General features: G+C 50.1%; 13 protein-coding genes. 4 read left to right on the top strand and 9 right to left on the bottom strand.

Annotated features, from left to right (window positions below):
- Window positions 1-123: 123 nt before the first annotated feature.
- The 3 genes from ldtD to IX31_RS06160 all read left to right on the top strand — a co-directional run bounded on the left by ldtD (window position 124) and on the right by IX31_RS06160 (window position 3,423).
- Window positions 124-2,004 carry a L,D-transpeptidase gene (gene ldtD, locus IX31_RS06170; RefSeq protein WP_034456342.1) on the top strand — a complete coding sequence of 627 codons (1,881 nt, stop codon included), beginning with the start codon at window positions 124-126 and terminating at the stop codon, window positions 2,002-2,004.
- Window positions 2,005-2,186: 182 nt separating this feature from the next.
- Window positions 2,187-2,735, top strand: coding sequence for a peptidoglycan L,D-endopeptidase MepK (gene mepK / locus IX31_RS06165; protein WP_034457197.1), 549 nt, complete (start codon window positions 2,187-2,189; stop codon window positions 2,733-2,735).
- 40 nt (window positions 2,736-2,775) lie between these two features.
- Entirely contained in the window at window positions 2,776-3,423 is a 648-nt protein-coding gene (locus IX31_RS06160; RefSeq protein ID WP_034456340.1) for an MBL fold metallo-hydrolase, read from the top strand.
- 70 nt (window positions 3,424-3,493) lie between these two features.
- On the opposite strand, the gene IX31_RS06155 is transcribed toward IX31_RS06160, so the two are convergent.
- From IX31_RS06155 to pncB, 4 genes are all read right to left on the bottom strand, one after another.
- On the bottom strand, window positions 3,494-4,684 hold the full coding sequence (locus IX31_RS06155; RefSeq protein ID WP_034456339.1) for an amino acid aminotransferase: 1,191 nt from the start codon (window positions 4,682-4,684) through the stop codon (window positions 3,494-3,496).
- Between the two features lie 188 nt (window positions 4,685-4,872).
- The gene (locus IX31_RS06150) at window positions 4,873-5,973 is read right to left on the bottom strand and encodes a porin (RefSeq protein ID WP_034456337.1); all 1,101 of its coding nucleotides are present in this window, start codon (window positions 5,971-5,973) and stop codon (window positions 4,873-4,875) included.
- Between the two features lie 594 nt (window positions 5,974-6,567).
- The gene (gene asnS, locus IX31_RS06145) at window positions 6,568-7,968 is read right to left on the bottom strand and encodes an asparagine--tRNA ligase (protein ID WP_034456336.1); all 1,401 of its coding nucleotides are present in this window, start codon (window positions 7,966-7,968) and stop codon (window positions 6,568-6,570) included.
- Window positions 7,969-8,268: 300 nt separating this feature from the next.
- Entirely contained in the window at window positions 8,269-9,471 is a 1,203-nt protein-coding gene (pncB, locus tag IX31_RS06140) for a nicotinate phosphoribosyltransferase (protein ID WP_034457195.1), read from the bottom strand.
- A 337-nt stretch (window positions 9,472-9,808) separates the two neighbouring features.
- On the opposite strand from pncB, the gene pepN reads away from it, so the two are divergent.
- Window positions 9,809-12,421 (top strand): aminopeptidase N, encoded by a 2,613-nt coding sequence (pepN, locus tag IX31_RS06135; RefSeq protein WP_034456335.1) that lies wholly within the window; start codon window positions 9,809-9,811, stop codon window positions 12,419-12,421.
- 61 nt (window positions 12,422-12,482) lie between these two features.
- Here the strand turns inward: pepN and ssuB are convergent, their stop codons facing one another.
- The 5 genes from ssuB to ssuE are packed head-to-tail and all read right to left on the bottom strand — an operon-like array spanning window position 12,483 to window position 16,733.
- Window positions 12,483-13,256, bottom strand: a complete 774-nt coding sequence (gene ssuB, locus IX31_RS06130; RefSeq protein WP_034456333.1) for an aliphatic sulfonates ABC transporter ATP-binding protein — start codon at window positions 13,254-13,256, stop codon at window positions 12,483-12,485.
- Window positions 13,253-14,044: an aliphatic sulfonate ABC transporter permease SsuC gene (ssuC, locus tag IX31_RS06125; RefSeq protein ID WP_034456332.1), complete on the bottom strand. Its 792-nt coding sequence runs from the start codon at window positions 14,042-14,044 to the stop codon at window positions 13,253-13,255. The genes ssuB and ssuC overlap by 4 nt, the downstream gene beginning before the upstream one ends.
- A gap of 10 nt (window positions 14,045-14,054) precedes the next feature.
- Window positions 14,055-15,200 (bottom strand): FMNH2-dependent alkanesulfonate monooxygenase, encoded by a 1,146-nt coding sequence (gene ssuD / locus IX31_RS06120; RefSeq protein ID WP_034456331.1) that lies wholly within the window; start codon window positions 15,198-15,200, stop codon window positions 14,055-14,057.
- Window positions 15,197-16,165 carry a sulfonate ABC transporter substrate-binding protein gene (locus tag IX31_RS06115; RefSeq protein WP_034456330.1) on the bottom strand — a complete coding sequence of 323 codons (969 nt, stop codon included), beginning with the start codon at window positions 16,163-16,165 and terminating at the stop codon, window positions 15,197-15,199. Before IX31_RS06115 ends, ssuD begins: the two co-directional genes overlap by 4 nt.
- Window positions 16,158-16,733, bottom strand: coding sequence for an NADPH-dependent FMN reductase (ssuE, locus tag IX31_RS06110; RefSeq protein ID WP_034456329.1), 576 nt, complete (start codon window positions 16,731-16,733; stop codon window positions 16,158-16,160). The genes IX31_RS06115 and ssuE overlap by 8 nt, the downstream gene beginning before the upstream one ends.
- Between the last annotated feature and the right edge of the window lie 82 nt (window positions 16,734-16,815).

Raw genomic sequence — 16,815 nt, 5'->3', positions numbered from 1 at the left:
TCTTAATCTTTAATTTTATTTACATTTATACGGGCAAATAATATTCGCTGTTTATATACTGATTATTAAAACCCAGCGACAAAGCTGGGTGATGTAAAAACAGGTATAAACAGGGGGCAAGGGATGTTGCTAACAAAATTGCACGGTTTTAAGCTGTCAGCGCTCGGTTACGGGCTGGCACTGAGTTTCGCTCCACTGTTTATGGCGCAGGCCGATGAGCCAGCGGTCGTTCCTTCTGACAGCTCTGCTGTGAGCATTGAACCAACCAGCACGCCAGACCAACCATTACCGCAATCTGCTGCTACCGCTACCATGGTAGGAGTGTTACCGCTAAATTCTACCGGCATGTCTGCCGCACAAAGCCGTTCTCAGCTCGTGGCGCATTTACCTGCGGGCTACACTCCGGTTTATCTGAATGCGTTGTCTGCATTTTATGCGGCCCGCGAGATGAAACCGATGTGGGAGAATCGCGATGCCGTGAAGGCCTTCCAGCAGCAACTTGCCGAAGTTGCCATTTCTGGCATCCAACCACAGTTTACTACCTGGGTCGAGTTGCTTACCGATCCGGCGGTCACGGGGCTATCGCGCGATATTGTATTGTCTGATGCGATGATGGGTTATTTGCAATTTGTCTATGGCATCCCGACGGAAGGCAATCGCTGGTTGTACAGTGCTAAGCCTTACAAGCTGCAAACTCCACCGATTTCCGTTATTAACCAATGGCAAGTGGCAGTAGATCAAGGGACGCTAGTCAGTTTTGTTGAAACGCTAGCCCCTCAGCATCCGCAATACGCTAAGTTGCACCAGTCGTTGGTACACTTACTCAGTGACTCGCGTCCATGGCCTCAATTGACCAGCGCTGAAACTCTGCGCCCCGGTCAGTGGAGCAATGATGTGCCAGCGCTACGGGAAATACTCGCACGCACCGGTATGTTGCAGGCTGAACCTTCGATTCCATTACCTGAACGCGACAATGTTTCTAAGACAGCGGTTGCTGTCAGCCCGTCAGCTATTCAGTTAGACGGCGAGCAAACCATGCAACAGATACCAGATGCAGTGGCTGGGAAGAAAAAGAAATCAACCCCAGCTGTTCGAAGTGCCTACAGCAAAGAGCTGGTTGAAGGTGTAAAACGTTTCCAGAAGTGGCAAGGTTTGGGTGTTGATGGTTCTATCGGGCAATCAACCCGCGACTGGCTGAATGTCACACCGCAACAACGAGCTTCGCTGGTAGCCCTAAACATTCAGCGTTTACGTTTACTGCCGAAGAAACTTGATACCGGCATTATGGTAAATATCCCTAATTATTCTCTGAGCTATTACCTTAACGGCAGTGAAGTATTAGCTTCGCGCGTAATCGTTGGGCGGCCAGATCGCAAAACGCCAATGATGAGCAGTGCGCTTAATAATGTGGTCGTTAACCCGCCGTGGAATGTCCCACCAACACTTGCGCGCAACGATATTTTGCCAAAAGTACGCCAGGACCCAGGCTATCTCGACAGGCATGGTTACAGCGTACTACGCGGTTGGAGTAATAATGCAGAAGCAATCGACCCATGGCATGTCGATTGGGAAACTATTACTGCCAGCAACTTGCCTTTCCGCTTCCAGCAAAAACCTGGGGTCCAGAACTCGTTAGGGCGTTACAAGTTTAATATGCCGAGTTCTGACGCTATCTATTTGCATGACACGCCAAACCACAACTTGTTCCAGAAAGATGCGCGAGCGTTGAGTTCTGGCTGTGTACGAGTCAACAAAGCCTCTGAGCTGGCAAACATGTTGCTGCAAGACGCAGGCTGGAACGATGCCCGTATTTCGAGTCAATTGAAAGATGGCAATACGAAATACGTGAACATTCGGCAGACCATCCCGGTGAGTCTCTATTACCTGACCGCATTTGTCGGTGACGATGGGCGCACGCAGTACCGTACAGATATTTACAATTATGATCTTACCGCGCGATCGGGCGCACAAATCCTTTCAAAAGCTGAACTATTAATACGCTAAATGCAGTAATTCTAATGAATTAGCGGTCGTAATAATTGCTTAATCCTTCCGGGTCCTCTGCAGGGCCCGGTTTTACTGGGTTTTGCACGCCTTGACTCGCTTTGTTTTGGCGGTTAAGGTGCGGAGCAGTGCGCCCAAAGTGCATATTATTCGATCGTTTTTTATCTGTAGACCTGGACATCATGGACAAATTTGACGCAAACCGCCGCAAGCTGCTGGCGTTGGGTGGTGTGGCTTTAGGTGCCTCGCTGTTACCAACACAAGCGTTTGCAATGCTATCAACACCGCGCCCACGCATTCTGACTCTTAATAACCTGCATACTGGGGAGTCATTGAAGGCTGAATTTTTCGATGGTAAAGGCTATATTCAGGATGAATTAGCAAGACTTAATCATTTCTTCCGTGATTATCGCGCGAATAAAATCAAATCCATCGATCCTAAATTATTCGATCAGTTGTACCGCTTGCAGGGTTTGTTAGGAACCAACAAACCGGTGCAACTGGTATCTGGTTATCGCTCCCTGGACACGAACAATGAGTTACGTGCTCACAGCCGAGGTGTAGCTAAAAAGAGCTATCACACCAAAGGCCAGGCAATGGATTTCCATATTGAAGGGATTTCGTTAAGCAATGTTCGCAAAGCAGCATTATCAATGCGCGCTGGTGGTGTAGGATACTACCCAAGCAGCAACTTTGTGCATATTGATACCGGGCCACTAAGGCACTGGTAAAACAACGGAATCCGGCGAGCGTTGCCGGTATTGGAGCATCATGAACTATCACATTATTCCGGTCACCGCATTCGGCCAAAACTGTTCTCTCATTTGGTGCGAAGAAACTCAGCAGGCAGCATTGGTTGATCCTGGCGGTGAAGCCGAAAAGATCAAACAGCAAGTGACTGCGAAAGGCGTGACAATTACGCAGATCCTGTTAACTCACGGCCATCTTGATCATGTTGGAGCGGCAGCTGAGCTGGCTGAACACTACGGTGTTCCTGTAGTTGGGCCGGAAAAAGAAGACGAATTCTGGTTGCAGGGTTTACCTGCACAAAGCCAAATGTTTGGACTCGAAGAGTGTTTGCCGCTGACGCCTGATCGCTGGCTGAACGAAGGCGACGCGGTGTCGGTAGGGAATGTCTCCTTACAGGTTCTGCATTGCCCGGGCCATACACCTGGCCACGTTGTTTTCTTTGATGCTCAGTCCCGGTTACTGATTTCCGGCGATGTGATTTTCAAAGGTGGGGTAGGGCGTAGCGATTTCCCTCAGGGTAATCATGCAGCACTCATTGACTCAATTAAACGTAAGCTATTGCCATTGGGCGATGATGTTACGTTTATTCCAGGCCATGGACCGTTGTCGACGCTCGGTTACGAACGCCTGCACAATCCCTTCTTGCAAGACGAATTACCGGTCTGGTGATTTCCTCCTGCTGAAATAAAAAGAGCCGCATTATTAATTTAATGCGGCTCTTTTTTTGTCGATAACTTAATTACAGTACAGCGACAATCGCTTCGCACAGTGGCGCCATGTTGTCTGGCGTCATACCTGCTACGTTTACACGTCCGGATGCTACTGCATAAACACCAAACTCTTCACGTAAACGCAGTACCTGCTCTTTGGTCAGGCCACTGAACGAGAACATGCCGTTCTGGTTGATAATGAAGCTGAAATCGCGGTTAGCGCCTTTCTCTTGCAGAGTATTCACAAACAGGTGGCGCATACGCTGAATACGCTGACGCATGTCAGACAGCTCTTGTTCCCAGAGAGTACGCAGGGCATCGTTGCTAAGAATTGTGGCTACAACCGACGCGCCGTGAGCTGGTGGGTTTGAGTAGTTAGCACGAATCACAGATTTCATCTGGCTGAATGCACGGTCAACGGTGTCTGCATCAGCAGCAACCAGCGTACAGGCACCTACACGCTCATTGTAGAGGCCGAAGTTCTTGGAATAGGAACTAGCCACAATCAGCTCTTGATGGCTTGCTGCGAAGATACGCAGGCCTTCTGCATCTTCTTCGAGACCACGGGCAAAGCCCTGGTATGCAAAGTCAAACAGCGGTAACCAGCCTTTAGCCAGTGACATCTCAGCCAGGACCTGCCACTGCTCAGCTGTTGGGTCGATACCGGTTGGGTTATGGCAGCAACCGTGGAACAAGACTACGTCGCCTGCTTGCGCTGCTTGCAGGCTGTTGATCAGTCCGTCGAAATTCAGAGCGTGATTCTGCGCGTCGTAGTAATCATATTCGCACACTTCCAGACCGGCGGAGTTAAATACACTTTTGTGGTTCGGCCAGCTAGGGTTGCTTACCCATACGCGTTGGGTGTTAGTGTTTTTAGCGAGGAAATCAGCAGCAACGCGCAGTGCACCAGTACCGCCAGGAGTCTGTGCTGTGCGAGCGCGCTTGTTTGCACTAAGAGCGTTATCTTTCCCGAACAGCAATTCCTGTGTGCAACGGCCAAACTCTGGAATACCGTCGATGCCGAGGTAGTTTTTGGTGTTCTCATTTTCCAGCAGATAAAGTTCCGCTTTTTTTACACAGGTCAAAACCGGAGTTTTACCCGTTTCATCCTTATAAACACCAATACCGAGGTTAATTTTAGTCGGACGGTCATCGGCGCGAAACAGATCGGCCAAACCAAGAATTGGATCAGCAGGAGCAGCGGTAATGTTCTCAAACATGACGGGTTTCCATTGTGATATCGAGGGAGTAACGCTCTCAGGTTAACTGCTGTTTTAGCAAATGCCAACCGTTTGCAACAAAAAGAAACAGCTCCCGTCACAAGTTAATTTTTTCAGCTTTTCAGGCATAAAAAAACAGGGCCGAAGCCCTGTTTTTAAACCATCCTTGCAACTAAGTTGCTGGATAATTAGAACTGGTAAACGATACCAACAGCTGCCTGGTCGTCTGTAGCCAGACCGGTCGCTTTAGCGTAATCGTTGTCATCCAGCAGGTTGAACTTATACGCTGCGTATACGTTCATGTTTTTGTTGAAGTAGTACCAAGTACCCACTTCTACGTATTTGGTCAGGTCAGCATCGCCGCCGCTGAAGCCAGCGCGTGATTCCAGATCTTTACCTTTGGACTGTACATAGCCAACAGATGGGCGCAGACCGAAGTCGAATTGGTACTGAACAACCGCTTCCAGGTTCTGAGTTTTGTTAGCGAAGAAAGCAGCATCAGTATCGTTAATACGGCTTTCTGGCGTCATATTGTACGTCTGGGAATACATAACTGCTGCGTACAGGTTGTTTGCATCATACTTAGCAGAAGTTGCCCATGCTTCAGCTTTGTCACCAGTGCCGTTAGCTTTCTGATCAACGGTACGGTTAGAGTTCGCATAACCAGCAGACAGGCCGAAACCTTCGCCCAGGTCATAAGATACAGAGGTGCTAACGCCGTCGCCGTTCTGTTTGAACACGCTACGGGTAGAGGATTCGTTTTTACCCTGGTACTGTACTGCGAATGCCAGGCCGTCAACCAGACCGAAGAAATCAGAGTTACGGTAAGTAGCAACACCGTTAGTACGACCAGTCATGAAGTTGTCGGTGTAGTTCCAGCCGTCACCACCCCACTCAACCAGCATATCTGTCGCAGATTCTACGTCGTAGATTGCGCCGTAGTTACGACCGTAGTCGAAGGAACCTGCATCACCCATTTTCAGACCAGCGAATGCCAGACGGGTTTTAGTACCCTGGGCGCCTTCCGCATTAGAGGCGTCCATGTTGTATTCCCACTGACCATAGCCGGTCAGTTGGTCATTGATCTGAGTTTCGCCCTTGAAGCCGATACGAGCATAAGTGGTGTCTTCGTTGCTGGTGTTACCGTTAGTAGTCCAGACGTGTTCACCAACAGCTTTACCGTAGAAGTCCAGTTTGTTGCCGTTTTTGTTATAGATTTCTGCAGCGTTAGCTGCACCGGCTACCAGCAGAGCAGGGATAACCACTGCCAGAATATTGCGCTTCATCATTATTTATTACCCTCATTGGTTTTTTTGTGACACCTGCCACTGCCGTCAATAATTCTGTACGGAACTATTGATGAGAGTTTGGTGTCTTTCTGTATCTGTCAGGCATCTTTCCATCCATGAAACCGTTTCGCTAGCCTGAAAGTGCTACAAACATCGAGAGTTAGTTACAAGAAGAAAGTATGTGTAACTAAATGTGTATTTTATTGAACTTTGTGAACTATCTCAAACTTCCTGACCGCTTCGTTTAAAAAACCACCTTTCTAATCCTATATATATGAATTACTTATGTTTAATTTGCATAACAGCAAATCTTCTTAATTTTTTGCTTACATTTGTACAATCTTTGAGTGATTTTTAGATGTCCAGACATCTGAGTGAAATTTATCCGAATGTGCTAAGTCAACTAACCGAAGCAGGAAGCAAGCGGAAATAGGGGGTGTTTTGTGATTGTTTATTTCGCGGACACAATTCGTAACTGGGGAGTTGCAGGATGGGGTTGAAATTGACGTTTGTTTAACTTTCGTTGAAGAAAAAAGACGTTTATACGGCAGACAGAAAAAAGGCCAGCAACGCTGGCCTTAGAAAAATGACTGCTTAGAAGTTCGCATTACGTGGTGTACGTGGGAATGGAATCACGTCACGAACGTTCTGAACACCAGTTACATAGGCAATCAGACGCTCAAAACCAAGACCGAAGCCAGAATGCGGAACGGTACCGTAACGACGCAGGTCGCGGTACCACCAGTAGTCTTCTTTATTCAGCCCCATCTCCGCCATACGCGCATCCAGCACATCCAGACGCTCTTCACGCTGAGAACCACCAATGATCTCACCGATGCCTGGAGCTAACACGTCCATCGCGGCAACGGTCTTACCGTCTTCGTTAAGGCGCATATAGAACGCTTTAATATCTTTCGGATAGTTCTTCACAACAACCGGTGCTTTGAAGTGTTGCTCAGCAAGGTAACGTTCATGTTCGGAAGAGAGGTCAACGCCCCAATAAACTGGGTTTTCGAATTTCTGGCCACAATTCTCGAGAATTGTAACAGCGTCGGTGTAATCAACCTGTGCAAAATCGGCGTTGATGAAACGCTGTAAACGTTCCACTGCATCTTTATCCACGCGCTCTGCGAAGAACTCCATGTCATCCATGCGCTCATCAAGCACCGCTTTGAAGACATATTTCAGCATGGCTTCTGCGAGACCCGCTACGTCGTCAAGATTTGCGAAAGCGACTTCAGGCTCCAGCATCCAGAACTCAGCCAGGTGACGGCTGGTGTTGGAGTTTTCAGCACGGAAGGTTGGGCCGAAGGTATAAACCTTAGAAAGAGCACACGCATAGGTTTCGCCGTTCAACTGACCAGATACGGTCAGGAATGCTTCTTTACCAAAGAAGTCTTTATCGAAATCGACTTTGCCAGCGTCGGTACGTGGTAGGTTTTCCATATCTAGCGTTGAAACGCGGAACATTTCGCCCGCACCTTCGGTGTCTGAGGCTGTAATCAATGGCGTAGAAACCCAGAAATAACCTTGCTCATGGAAGAAACGGTGTAGCGCCTGAGCCAGAGTATGACGAACGCGTGCAACAGCACCAATCATGTTGGTGCGCGGGCGCAGGTGAGCAACTTCACGCAGATACTCAATACTGTGGCGTTTAGCTGCCATCGGGTATGTATCAGGATCGTCAACCCAACCGGTCACTTCAACTTCAGTTGCCTGGATTTCAAAGCTCTGGCCCTGACCGAGAGACTCAACAACTTTACCGGTTACAACAACGGAGCAACCCGTTGTCAGGCGCAGTACGTCATCATTGTAATTAGGCAGAGAATTATTAATGACGGCCTGTACAGGAGAGAAGCAGGAACCGTCATAGACGGCGAGGAAGGAGATACCAGCTTTTGAATCTCTACGAGTACGCACCCATCCGCGCACGGTGACTTCTTGGTCAACGGCTACACGGCCCTGGAGTACGTCGGCTACAGGCACAACGCTCATATTTTTCTCTCTATTAAATGGTCAATGACAAAAATAAATTACCCACAACGGGGGGTTATCTATGTTACCTGTCGCGAGCCGACTGACAAGCAGAAAAATCAATATACCCTTAATCTTTCAAGTTGCAGGTGCGTTAGCTGCTCTCGCTCACCTCAGTCACTTACTAATGTAAGCACCCGGGGATTTGCTCGTTTGCCGCCTTCCCACAGCTCGAAATCTTTTGGGTATATCAGATGAAGAAATACAATAAAGAAGGGAACCCATAAACAAGTTGAATATCGTTTATGGGTTTTATCAGGACTAACTGGCTTTTTTAACTTGCGGTAAATCGAAGGCTTTACGCAGCGCTCGAACGAATGCTTTATCGTGGCAAATGGTTTTACCCGGGCTATCCGAAAGTTTAGCCACTGGCTTGCCATTACACTCCACCAGCTTGATAACAATATTAAGCGGCTTCACCTGTGGAATATCGCAGGTCAGGCGCGTACCGATACCAAAACTTAAATTGATGCGCGCAGCGAAGTGGCGATACAGCTCAATAGCTTTTGGTAAATCCAAATTATCAGAGAACACCAGCACTTTGGTTTTAGGATCGATACCGAGTTTCTGATAATGGGCGATAGCTTTTTCACCCCATTCGACCGGATCCCCTGAGTCGTGACGCAATCCCTGGTACAGGCTGGCAAACGAGAGGTCAAAGTCGCGTAAGAAGGCATCCATGGTGATGCAATCGGTTAATGCGATACCGAGTTTGTCAGGGTATTCGTCAAGCCATGCCTGAAGCGCTGCACGTTGGCTGTTGGCCAGTGTCGGGCTGATTTGCTGATGTGCCTGGAACCATTCATGTGCCTGAGTCCCCATTGGGGTCAAATCCAGGCGGTGAGCCAGATCGTAATTGCTGGTGCCCACAAACCACGTTTCTTGTTGCAGACGGCTGACGATAGCCTCTTGCACTTCACGCGAAAAGCGGCGGCGCGTACCAAAATCCATCAGACGGAATGCGGAAAGGTCGATATCTGCTGTCAGTTCTTTGAATTGAAGCAGTTTACTTTCCAGGCTCTCCAGCGCCATTTGCGGTGTTACGCCTGGTGAGCGGTGCTGATGCACCACTTCACTGATCACGGCCAACAAGGGGACTTCCCACATAATCACTTCCAGCCACGTGCCGGTCAGACGAATGTCTAAATGGCCGTTGTTATTGCTGATGTGCACAGTCGTGGGGTCGTAGCGGAAGGTGCGCAGCCACGAGAGATAATCTGCTTTAAAGAACGGCAGACTTTCCAGGAAGGTGAACTCCTCATCGCTAAGCGCGAGGTGCTGCATTAAATCAACCTGTTCACGGATGTCATCTGCATAAATGCCCAGCAGATCGTCACCGCGGCAACGGAACTCGGCCGCGACGCTCACATCGTGATAACGGTGGAAAACAGCCTGCTGCATATGAAGCTTATAGGCGTCAGTATCCAGAAGCGTTTGCAAAATCGGGGAAGCGTGTCGTGTCATGGCGCGTTGCAGCATCCTCTCACAGGAGCGTTTCCATCAAGGGCTAAGCAGATAAAAGACGCAGGAGTATACCCTGATTATCTGTTTATTAAACCCGGATCACAATATAACCGTCATTCTTCGAGCTGTGGGGGGTTGGCTGCACCTACCCACCACTCGAATTATTTAGGTTATAACGAACATTTCGTGATGGTCGATGGCAATTCGTGCCGCATGTTATAAAAATGTAGCAATTCATGTGAAAAGCCCAGAAAAGATGAAGATTCTGCGTGGCAACATTAGGGCAACAGGAATAGACTGAACTTCGCAAACTTACCGATGATGTATAAGGTTTTTTATGACACAACAGCCACAAGCCAAATACCGCCACGACTACCGCGCGCCGGATTACACGATTACCGATATCGATTTGACCTTTGACCTTGATGCCACAAAAACCCTGGTCACTGCTATTAGCCAGATTACCCGCCAGGGCGCCGCTGGTGCGCCGTTGCGTCTTGATGGTGAAGATCTGACGCTTGTTTCAATTGATGTGAACGGTGCCGCCTGGGAGCATTACCGTCAGGAAGAGGGCGCGTTGATCATTGAAGCGCTGCCAGAAGCCTTTACGCTGACCATCGTTAACGAAATCAGCCCGGCAACCAATACCGCGCTTGAAGGGCTTTATCTTTCAGGCGATGCGCTTTGCACTCAGTGTGAAGCCGAAGGTTTCCGCCACATTACCTGGTATCTCGACCGACCAGACGTTCTGGCGCGCTTCACCACCAAAATCATTGCTGATAAATCCAAATATCCTTTCCTTTTATCTAACGGCAACCGCATTGCCGAAGGCGAACTGGATAACGGCCGCCATTGGGTACAATGGCAGGATCCATTCCCGAAACCATGCTACCTGTTTGCTTTGGTGGCAGGTGATTTCGATGTCCTGCGTGATACCTTCAAAACGCGTTCAGGCCGTGATGTAGCACTGGAACTGTTTGTTGATCGCGGTAATCTTGACCGCGCAAGCTGGGCGATGACCTCTCTGAAAGCGTCCATGGCATGGGATGAAACTCGTTTTGGCCTTGAGTATGACCTCGACATCTACATGATTGTCGCCGTGGACTTCTTCAATATGGGCGCAATGGAGAATAAAGGCCTGAACGTCTTTAACTCCAAATATGTGCTGGCACGAGCCGAAACGGCGACGGATAAAGACTACCTCGATATCGAGCGTGTGATTGGCCACGAATATTTCCATAACTGGACCGGCAACCGCATCACTTGCCGCGACTGGTTCCAGTTAAGCCTGAAAGAAGGGTTGACTGTTTTCCGCGATCAAGAATTTAGTTCTGACCTTGGTTCACGCGCGGTAAACCGTATTCAAAACGTGCGTACCATGCGTGCCGCACAGTTTGCTGAAGACGCAAGCCCGATGGCTCACCCGATTCGCCCGGATAAAGTTATCGAAATGAACAACTTCTACACCCTGACGGTGTACGAGAAGGGTTCAGAAGTTATCCGTATGCTGCACACCTTGCTGGGTGAAGAGAATTTCCAGAAAGGGATGCAACTTTACTTTGAGCGTCATGACGGCAGCGCGGCAACCTGTGATGATTTCGTGCAGGCGATGGAAGATGCATCAAACGTTGACCTGTCTCATTTCCGCCGCTGGTACAGCCAGGCGGGTACGCCAGTGGTCACCGTGCATGATGATTATGACCCGGAAAACGAGCTGTATACACTGACCATCAGCCAAACCACGCCGCCAACTGCTGAGCAGCAGGAAAAACATCCGTTACATATACCGTTCGACATCGAACTGTATGACAACGAAGGCAAAGTGATCCCGCTGCAGAAAAATGGTCACCTGATTCACCACGTGCTGAATGTGACCCAGGCAGAGCAGACATTCGTCTTTGATAAGGTCTATTTCCAGCCGGTTCCGTCTCTGCTGCGTGAGTTCTCAGCACCAGTGAAACTGGAATACAAATGGAGCGACCAGCAACTGACGTTCCTTATGCGCCATGCGCGTAATGATTTTTCCCGCTGGGATGCTGCACAAAGCTTGCTGGCAACTTACATCAAGCTGAACGTCAACCGCAGTCAGCAGGGTCAGCCGTTGTCGCTGCCACTGCATGTTGCTGATGCGTTCCGCGCCATTTTGCTGGATGAGAAAATCGACCCGGCTCTGGCCGCAGAAATTCTGACGCTGCCTTCACAGAATGAAATTGCCGAGCTGTTCCAGAAAATCGATCCGCAGGCGATTGCCGCAGTGCATGAAGCGTTAACCCGCACGCTGGCAAAAGAACTGGCGGATGAATTCCTGGCGGTTTACAACGCCAACAAACTTGATGCTTATCGCGTTGAACATGCGGATATCGGCAAGCGTGCGCTGCGTAATACTTGCCTGCGTTATCTGGCCTTTGGCGAGCAACAGCTTGCTGAGCAACTGGTGCGTAGCCAGTTCGAAAGTGCTGATAATATGACGGATTCTATTGCCGCTTTATCTGCATCTGTTGCTGCGCAATTGCCGTGCCGTGCAGAACTGCTGGCCGCATTTGATGAGAAATGGCATCAGGACGGTCTGGTGATGGATAAATGGTTTATCTTGCAGGCCACCAGCCCGGCAGCAGATACATTAAGCAAAGTACGTGAGTTGTTGAACCATCGTTCGTTTAGCATGGGCAACCCGAACCGTGTACGTTCCCTGATTGGTGCGTTTGCTGCGGGTAACCCGGCTACGTTCCATGCACTTGATGGTAGCGGCTATCAGTTTATGGTGGAAATGCTCAGCGAATTGAACCACCGTAACCCGCAGGTTGCGTCACGCCTGATTGAGCCATTGATTCGTCTGAAACGATACGATGCAAAACGTCAGGAAATGATGCGTGCGGCGCTGGAACAGCTGAAAGGGCTGGAAAATTTGTCTGGCGATCTGTTCGAGAAGATTTCTAAAGCATTAGCGTAATGCAAATGCCCTCTATCCTGTTTTCTCTTTATCGGAGTTAACAGGAAGAGGGCACTCTTTACTAACCGGTGCGCACCACGCGTTCCGGTTCTTCTATAACCTGTCGTTTCATCACACGCTCTAATACCTGAGCTTCCAGTTCTGCCAGCCGCACAGACCCGAGCTTACGGGGACGTGGCAAATCAACCGTCAGATCCAAACCGATCTTTCCTTCTTCAATCAGTAACACTCGATCCGCCATTGCGACGGCTTCGCTGACATCGTGCGTCACCAGCAATACCGTAAAACCATGTTCCTGCCACAAAGAGACAATCAACTCCTGCATTTCGATACGCGTCAGGGCATCCAGTGCACCCAACGGTTCATCCAGCAATAGCAGGCGTGGGCGATGAATGAGCGCCCGAGCCAGCGCCACGCGTTGTTTCTGGCCGCCGGACAGGGCGGCCGGCCATTCGGTCGCGCGATTGGCAAGCCCAACAGCTTCCAGCGCTTTCATCGCCGATTCTTTCCAGTTTCCTTTCAGCCCCAGGCCAACATTGTTAATCACCGATTTCCACGGCAGCAGGCGAGCATCCTGGAACATTAACCGTGTTTCATCCTGGCTTTCACGTAGCGGGGCGTTTCCGGCAATCAGCGAGCCACCGTTGGCATTTTCCAACCCTGCCAATAAACGTAAAAGGGTACTTTTTCCTCCACCGCTGCGCCCAACTACGGCAACAAACTGCCCGGCAGGAATATGTAACTCCAGCTCATCAAGAATCGTTTTATTACCGTAGCGTTTGGTCACGCTGTTAAGGAGCAGGGGAGTCCCCTGGTTTAAGCGGGCGGTATTCATGCGTTCTCCTCCTGCAACTGATACGCCGGATGCCAGCGCAGCCAGACACGTTCGAGTAATTGCGCGCTGATGTCAGCGAGTTTGCCGAGCAGGGCGTAAAGAATGATGGCGACGACAACGACATCTGTTTGCAGAAACTCGCGCGCATTCATCGCCAGATAACCTATTCCTGAGTTAGCAGAAATGGTTTCTGCCACGATTAAGGTCAGCCACATCAGGCCGAGTGCAAAACGGATACCGACCATAATCGAAGGCAATGCACCGGGCAGAATCACCTGAGCGAACAGGCTAAAGCCCGACAACCCATAGCTACGTGCCATCTCCAGCAAACCCTGGTCGATATTACGGATGCCGTGCCAGGTATTGATGTAAATCGGGAACAGCGTGCCGAGTGCGACTAAGAAAATTTTCGCAGACTCATCAATGCCGAACCACAAAATCACTAGCGGAATCAGCGCCAGGTGCGGAACGTTGCGCAGCATCTGAATCGAGCTGTCGAGCAGACGCTCTCCCCAGCGAGACAGGCCGCTTATCAACCCGAGCACTAACCCCAGAGAACCGCCAATACTAAAACCAATCACCGCACGCCATGAGCTGATAGCCAGGTGTTGCCATAATTCACCGCTGGCAGAAAGGTTCCAGAAGGCAATCACCACCCCTTCCGGAGAAGGGAGGATGCGCGATGAGAGCCAGCCTGCGCTAGAAGAAAGTTGCCAGATTGCGATAACCGCAACCGGCAGAATCCACGGTGCCAGCCTCAGTAACAGTTTATGCGTTGAAGGGGTCATTGGCTGCTCCTTAGCTTTGCGCCACTTTGCGCGGGATAAAGTCATTGGCTACCACTTCGCCCCTTTCATGAACCAGGCGCGGCTGTGGAATTTGTGGAATCGCGACATCAAGATGCGGGAACAGTAACTCCCCAACGCGATAAGCCTCTTCCAGATGCGGATAACCCGAGAGAATAAAGCTGTCGATTCCGAGCGCTGCGTATTCGTTGATGCGCTCCGCAACGGTTGGACCATCGCCTACCAACGCAGTACCCGCACCGCCACGCACAAGGCCAACTCCTGCCCACAGATTCGGGCTAATTTCCAGGTTATCGCGTTTGCCGCCGTGCAACGCTGCCATGCGGTGCTGGCCGACGGAATCGGTGCGCGCAAATGCGGCCTGCGCTTTGGCGATGGTTTCATCATCAAGTTGAGAAATCAGGCGATTAGCGGCATCCCACGCTTCTTCGTTGGTTTCACGCACAATCACATGTAAGCGAATACCGAAGCGTACTGTGCGACCATGAGCTGCGGCTTTAGCACGGACTTGCTCAATTTTTTCTTTCACTAAATGCGGTGGTTCGCCCCAGGTGAGATAGAGATCCACTTGTTCGGCGGCCAAATCCTGCGCCACATCTGATGACCCACCAAAATAGAGCGGTGGGCGAGGCTGTTGCACCGGCGGGAACAACAGTTTTGCCCCTTTAACCTGAATGTGTTTGCCTTCGTGATCCACCGTTTCGCCTTCCAGTAAGCGACGCCAGATATGGGTAAATTCTGCGGAGGCTTCGTAACGTTCCTGATGATTGAGGAACACGCCGTCTGCGGCTAATTCTTCCGGGTCGCTACCGGTAACCAGGTTAAATAAAGCACGCCCGTTGGAAAGTCGGTCGAGCGTTGCAGCCTGGCGTGCAGCCACGGTTGGTGAGGTCACACTTGGGCGCAGTGCGACCAGGAATTTCAAACGCTGCGTCACGGGAATCATAGATGCGGCAACCAGCCATGCATCTTCACAAGAGCGGCCCGTTGGGATCAGTACACCGGTAAAGCCAAGTCTGTCCGCAGCCTGTGCAATCTGTTGCAGGTAACCTTGATCAACCGGGCGTGCTGCATCGTTGCTGCCTAAGTAGTGGCCATCGCCATGGGTAGGTAAAAACCAGAATAAATTTAAGCTCATGATTTATTTCCTTCAGTTGGTTGCCAGATGCGGGTGCGAATATCGACTTTCTTAGGCACTAAGTGGTTGTCATAAAACAGATCTGCAGTTTGCTGTTGTTTTGCCGCAGTCTCGGCGCTGACAGGGGTAATCACCGTTGGTGGACGATGATCGAAATAGGTGGCAATTACGTTTTCCGGCAAGCCCATGGTTTTTGCCAGCAGCGCAACGCTTGCATCACGCTGGCTACGGGTTAACGCATCGGCATCGCTAAAGGTTTTCAAAACGTGTTGCAGGAAAGCGCCATTTTTCTCGGCATATGGACGAGAAGCGAGATAGAAGGAACCGGTTTGATTAAGGTCGGTGCCATCGGTTAAAACGCGCACTCCACCATTGAGCAATGCTGCGGAGTAGTACGGGTCCCAAATCGCCCAGGCATCAACGTTACCCTGCTGGAACGCCGCCCGGGCATCGGCTGGCGTTAAGTATGCAGGCTCGACATCGGTAAATTTCAGGCCAGCTTTTTGTAGCGCTCTTAATACCAGATTGTGGGAACTGGAACCTTTCTGGAAAGCGATTTTATGGCCTTTGAGTTCCGCGACTGTTTTTATCGGACTGTTTTCCGGCACCAGAATCACTTCGGCTTTCGGTTTTGCCGGTTCTGAACCGACATACACCAGATCGGCACCTGCTGCCTGCGCGAAGATTGGCGGAATATCACCGGTGCTGCCCAGATCGATACTGCCGATGTTCAGCGCTTCGAGCATTTGTGGGCCAGCCGGGAACTCAATCCACTGGAATTTTGTGTTCGGATACTCTTTTTCCAGCAGCTGATGGCTTTTCGCCAGTACCATGCTGACCGAGCCTTTTTGATAACCAATGCGTAGCTGCTCAGGCCCGGTTTCAGCCGCGTGCAGTGTAGCGCTCAGGCTTAATGTTCCTGCGAGTGCAAGCCAGGGAGCGGTTCGTTTCAGAAAGTTAAACATGAGCAACTCCTTGCGTCTTAAAAGGGGAGGAGACAATGAAATCCCGGCGGTGCAGAGCCTGCCAGAAGGTTTCCAGCGAGTTATCGAGGCGTTGTTGTAAGTTATTGCTGAACACTGGTTTATGCTGGTAATCCGCAATCTGGCTGTCATCGGCAAACACACCATGCAGAATTTCCTGTGCTTTTAGCGCATTAAGGACAGGCTTGAGTGCGTAATCGACTGCCAGCATGTGCGCAACCGTACCGCCGGTGGCTAAAGGCAGAACGACTTTTTTATCCAGAGCGCGCTCAGGCAATAGGTCGAGCAGCGTTTTCAGAGCGCCAGAAAATGAAGCTTTATAAACAGGTGTTGCGATGATCACGCCATCGGCCTGTTCTAATTGTTCTATTAACGCCAGAAGAGCCGGGCTATCGAAACGGGCGTAGAGCAAATCTTCAGGCGCGAAATTCTGTAGATGCCAGTGACACACCTCGATATCCAGAGCGCTCAGTTTTTCGCGGGCATATTCCAGCAGTGCACTAGAACGGGATGGGAAGCGCGGGCTTCCAGCAAGGGTAATCACACGCATATTGTTTCCTTATAACTAATTGTTTGCTTTTAAGTGACATTGATAACAATTGAGTGTGATATTCGCGCAGAACTGTTATTCC

The organism is Buttiauxella noackiae, from assembly GCF_000737905.1.
GTDB classification, from domain to species: Bacteria; Pseudomonadota; Gammaproteobacteria; order Enterobacterales; family Enterobacteriaceae; genus Buttiauxella; species Buttiauxella noackiae.
This window is presented reverse-complemented; position numbering and strand designations above follow the sequence as displayed.

What these genes read in the sequence shown, in the direction of transcription:
- IX31_RS06160 (WP_034456340.1), top strand. Translation starts at nt 2,776, where the DNA reads ATGAACTATCACATTATTCCGGTCACCGCATTCGGCCAAAACTGTTCT.
- IX31_RS06115 (WP_034456330.1), bottom strand. Translation starts at nt 16,165, where the DNA reads ATGTTTAACTTTCTGAAACGAACCGCTCCCTGGCTTGCACTCGCAGGA.
- IX31_RS06155 (WP_034456339.1), bottom strand. Translation starts at nt 4,684, where the DNA reads ATGTTTGAGAACATTACCGCTGCTCCTGCTGATCCAATTCTTGGTTTG.
- ssuE (WP_034456329.1), bottom strand. Translation starts at nt 16,733, where the DNA reads ATGCGTGTGATTACCCTTGCTGGAAGCCCGCGCTTCCCATCCCGTTCT.
- ldtD (WP_034456342.1), top strand. Translation starts at nt 124, where the DNA reads ATGTTGCTAACAAAATTGCACGGTTTTAAGCTGTCAGCGCTCGGTTAC.
- pepN (WP_034456335.1), top strand. Translation starts at nt 9,809, where the DNA reads ATGACACAACAGCCACAAGCCAAATACCGCCACGACTACCGCGCGCCG.
- pncB (WP_034457195.1), bottom strand. Translation starts at nt 9,471, where the DNA reads ATGACACGACACGCTTCCCCGATTTTGCAAACGCTTCTGGATACTGAC.
- ssuB (WP_034456333.1), bottom strand. Translation starts at nt 13,256, where the DNA reads ATGAATACCGCCCGCTTAAACCAGGGGACTCCCCTGCTCCTTAACAGC.
- ssuC (WP_034456332.1), bottom strand. Translation starts at nt 14,044, where the DNA reads ATGACCCCTTCAACGCATAAACTGTTACTGAGGCTGGCACCGTGGATT.
- mepK (WP_034457197.1), top strand. Translation starts at nt 2,187, where the DNA reads ATGGACAAATTTGACGCAAACCGCCGCAAGCTGCTGGCGTTGGGTGGT.
- IX31_RS06150 (WP_034456337.1), bottom strand. Translation starts at nt 5,973, where the DNA reads ATGATGAAGCGCAATATTCTGGCAGTGGTTATCCCTGCTCTGCTGGTA.
- asnS (WP_034456336.1), bottom strand. Translation starts at nt 7,968, where the DNA reads ATGAGCGTTGTGCCTGTAGCCGACGTACTCCAGGGCCGTGTAGCCGTT.
- ssuD (WP_034456331.1), bottom strand. Translation starts at nt 15,200, where the DNA reads ATGAGCTTAAATTTATTCTGGTTTTTACCTACCCATGGCGATGGCCAC.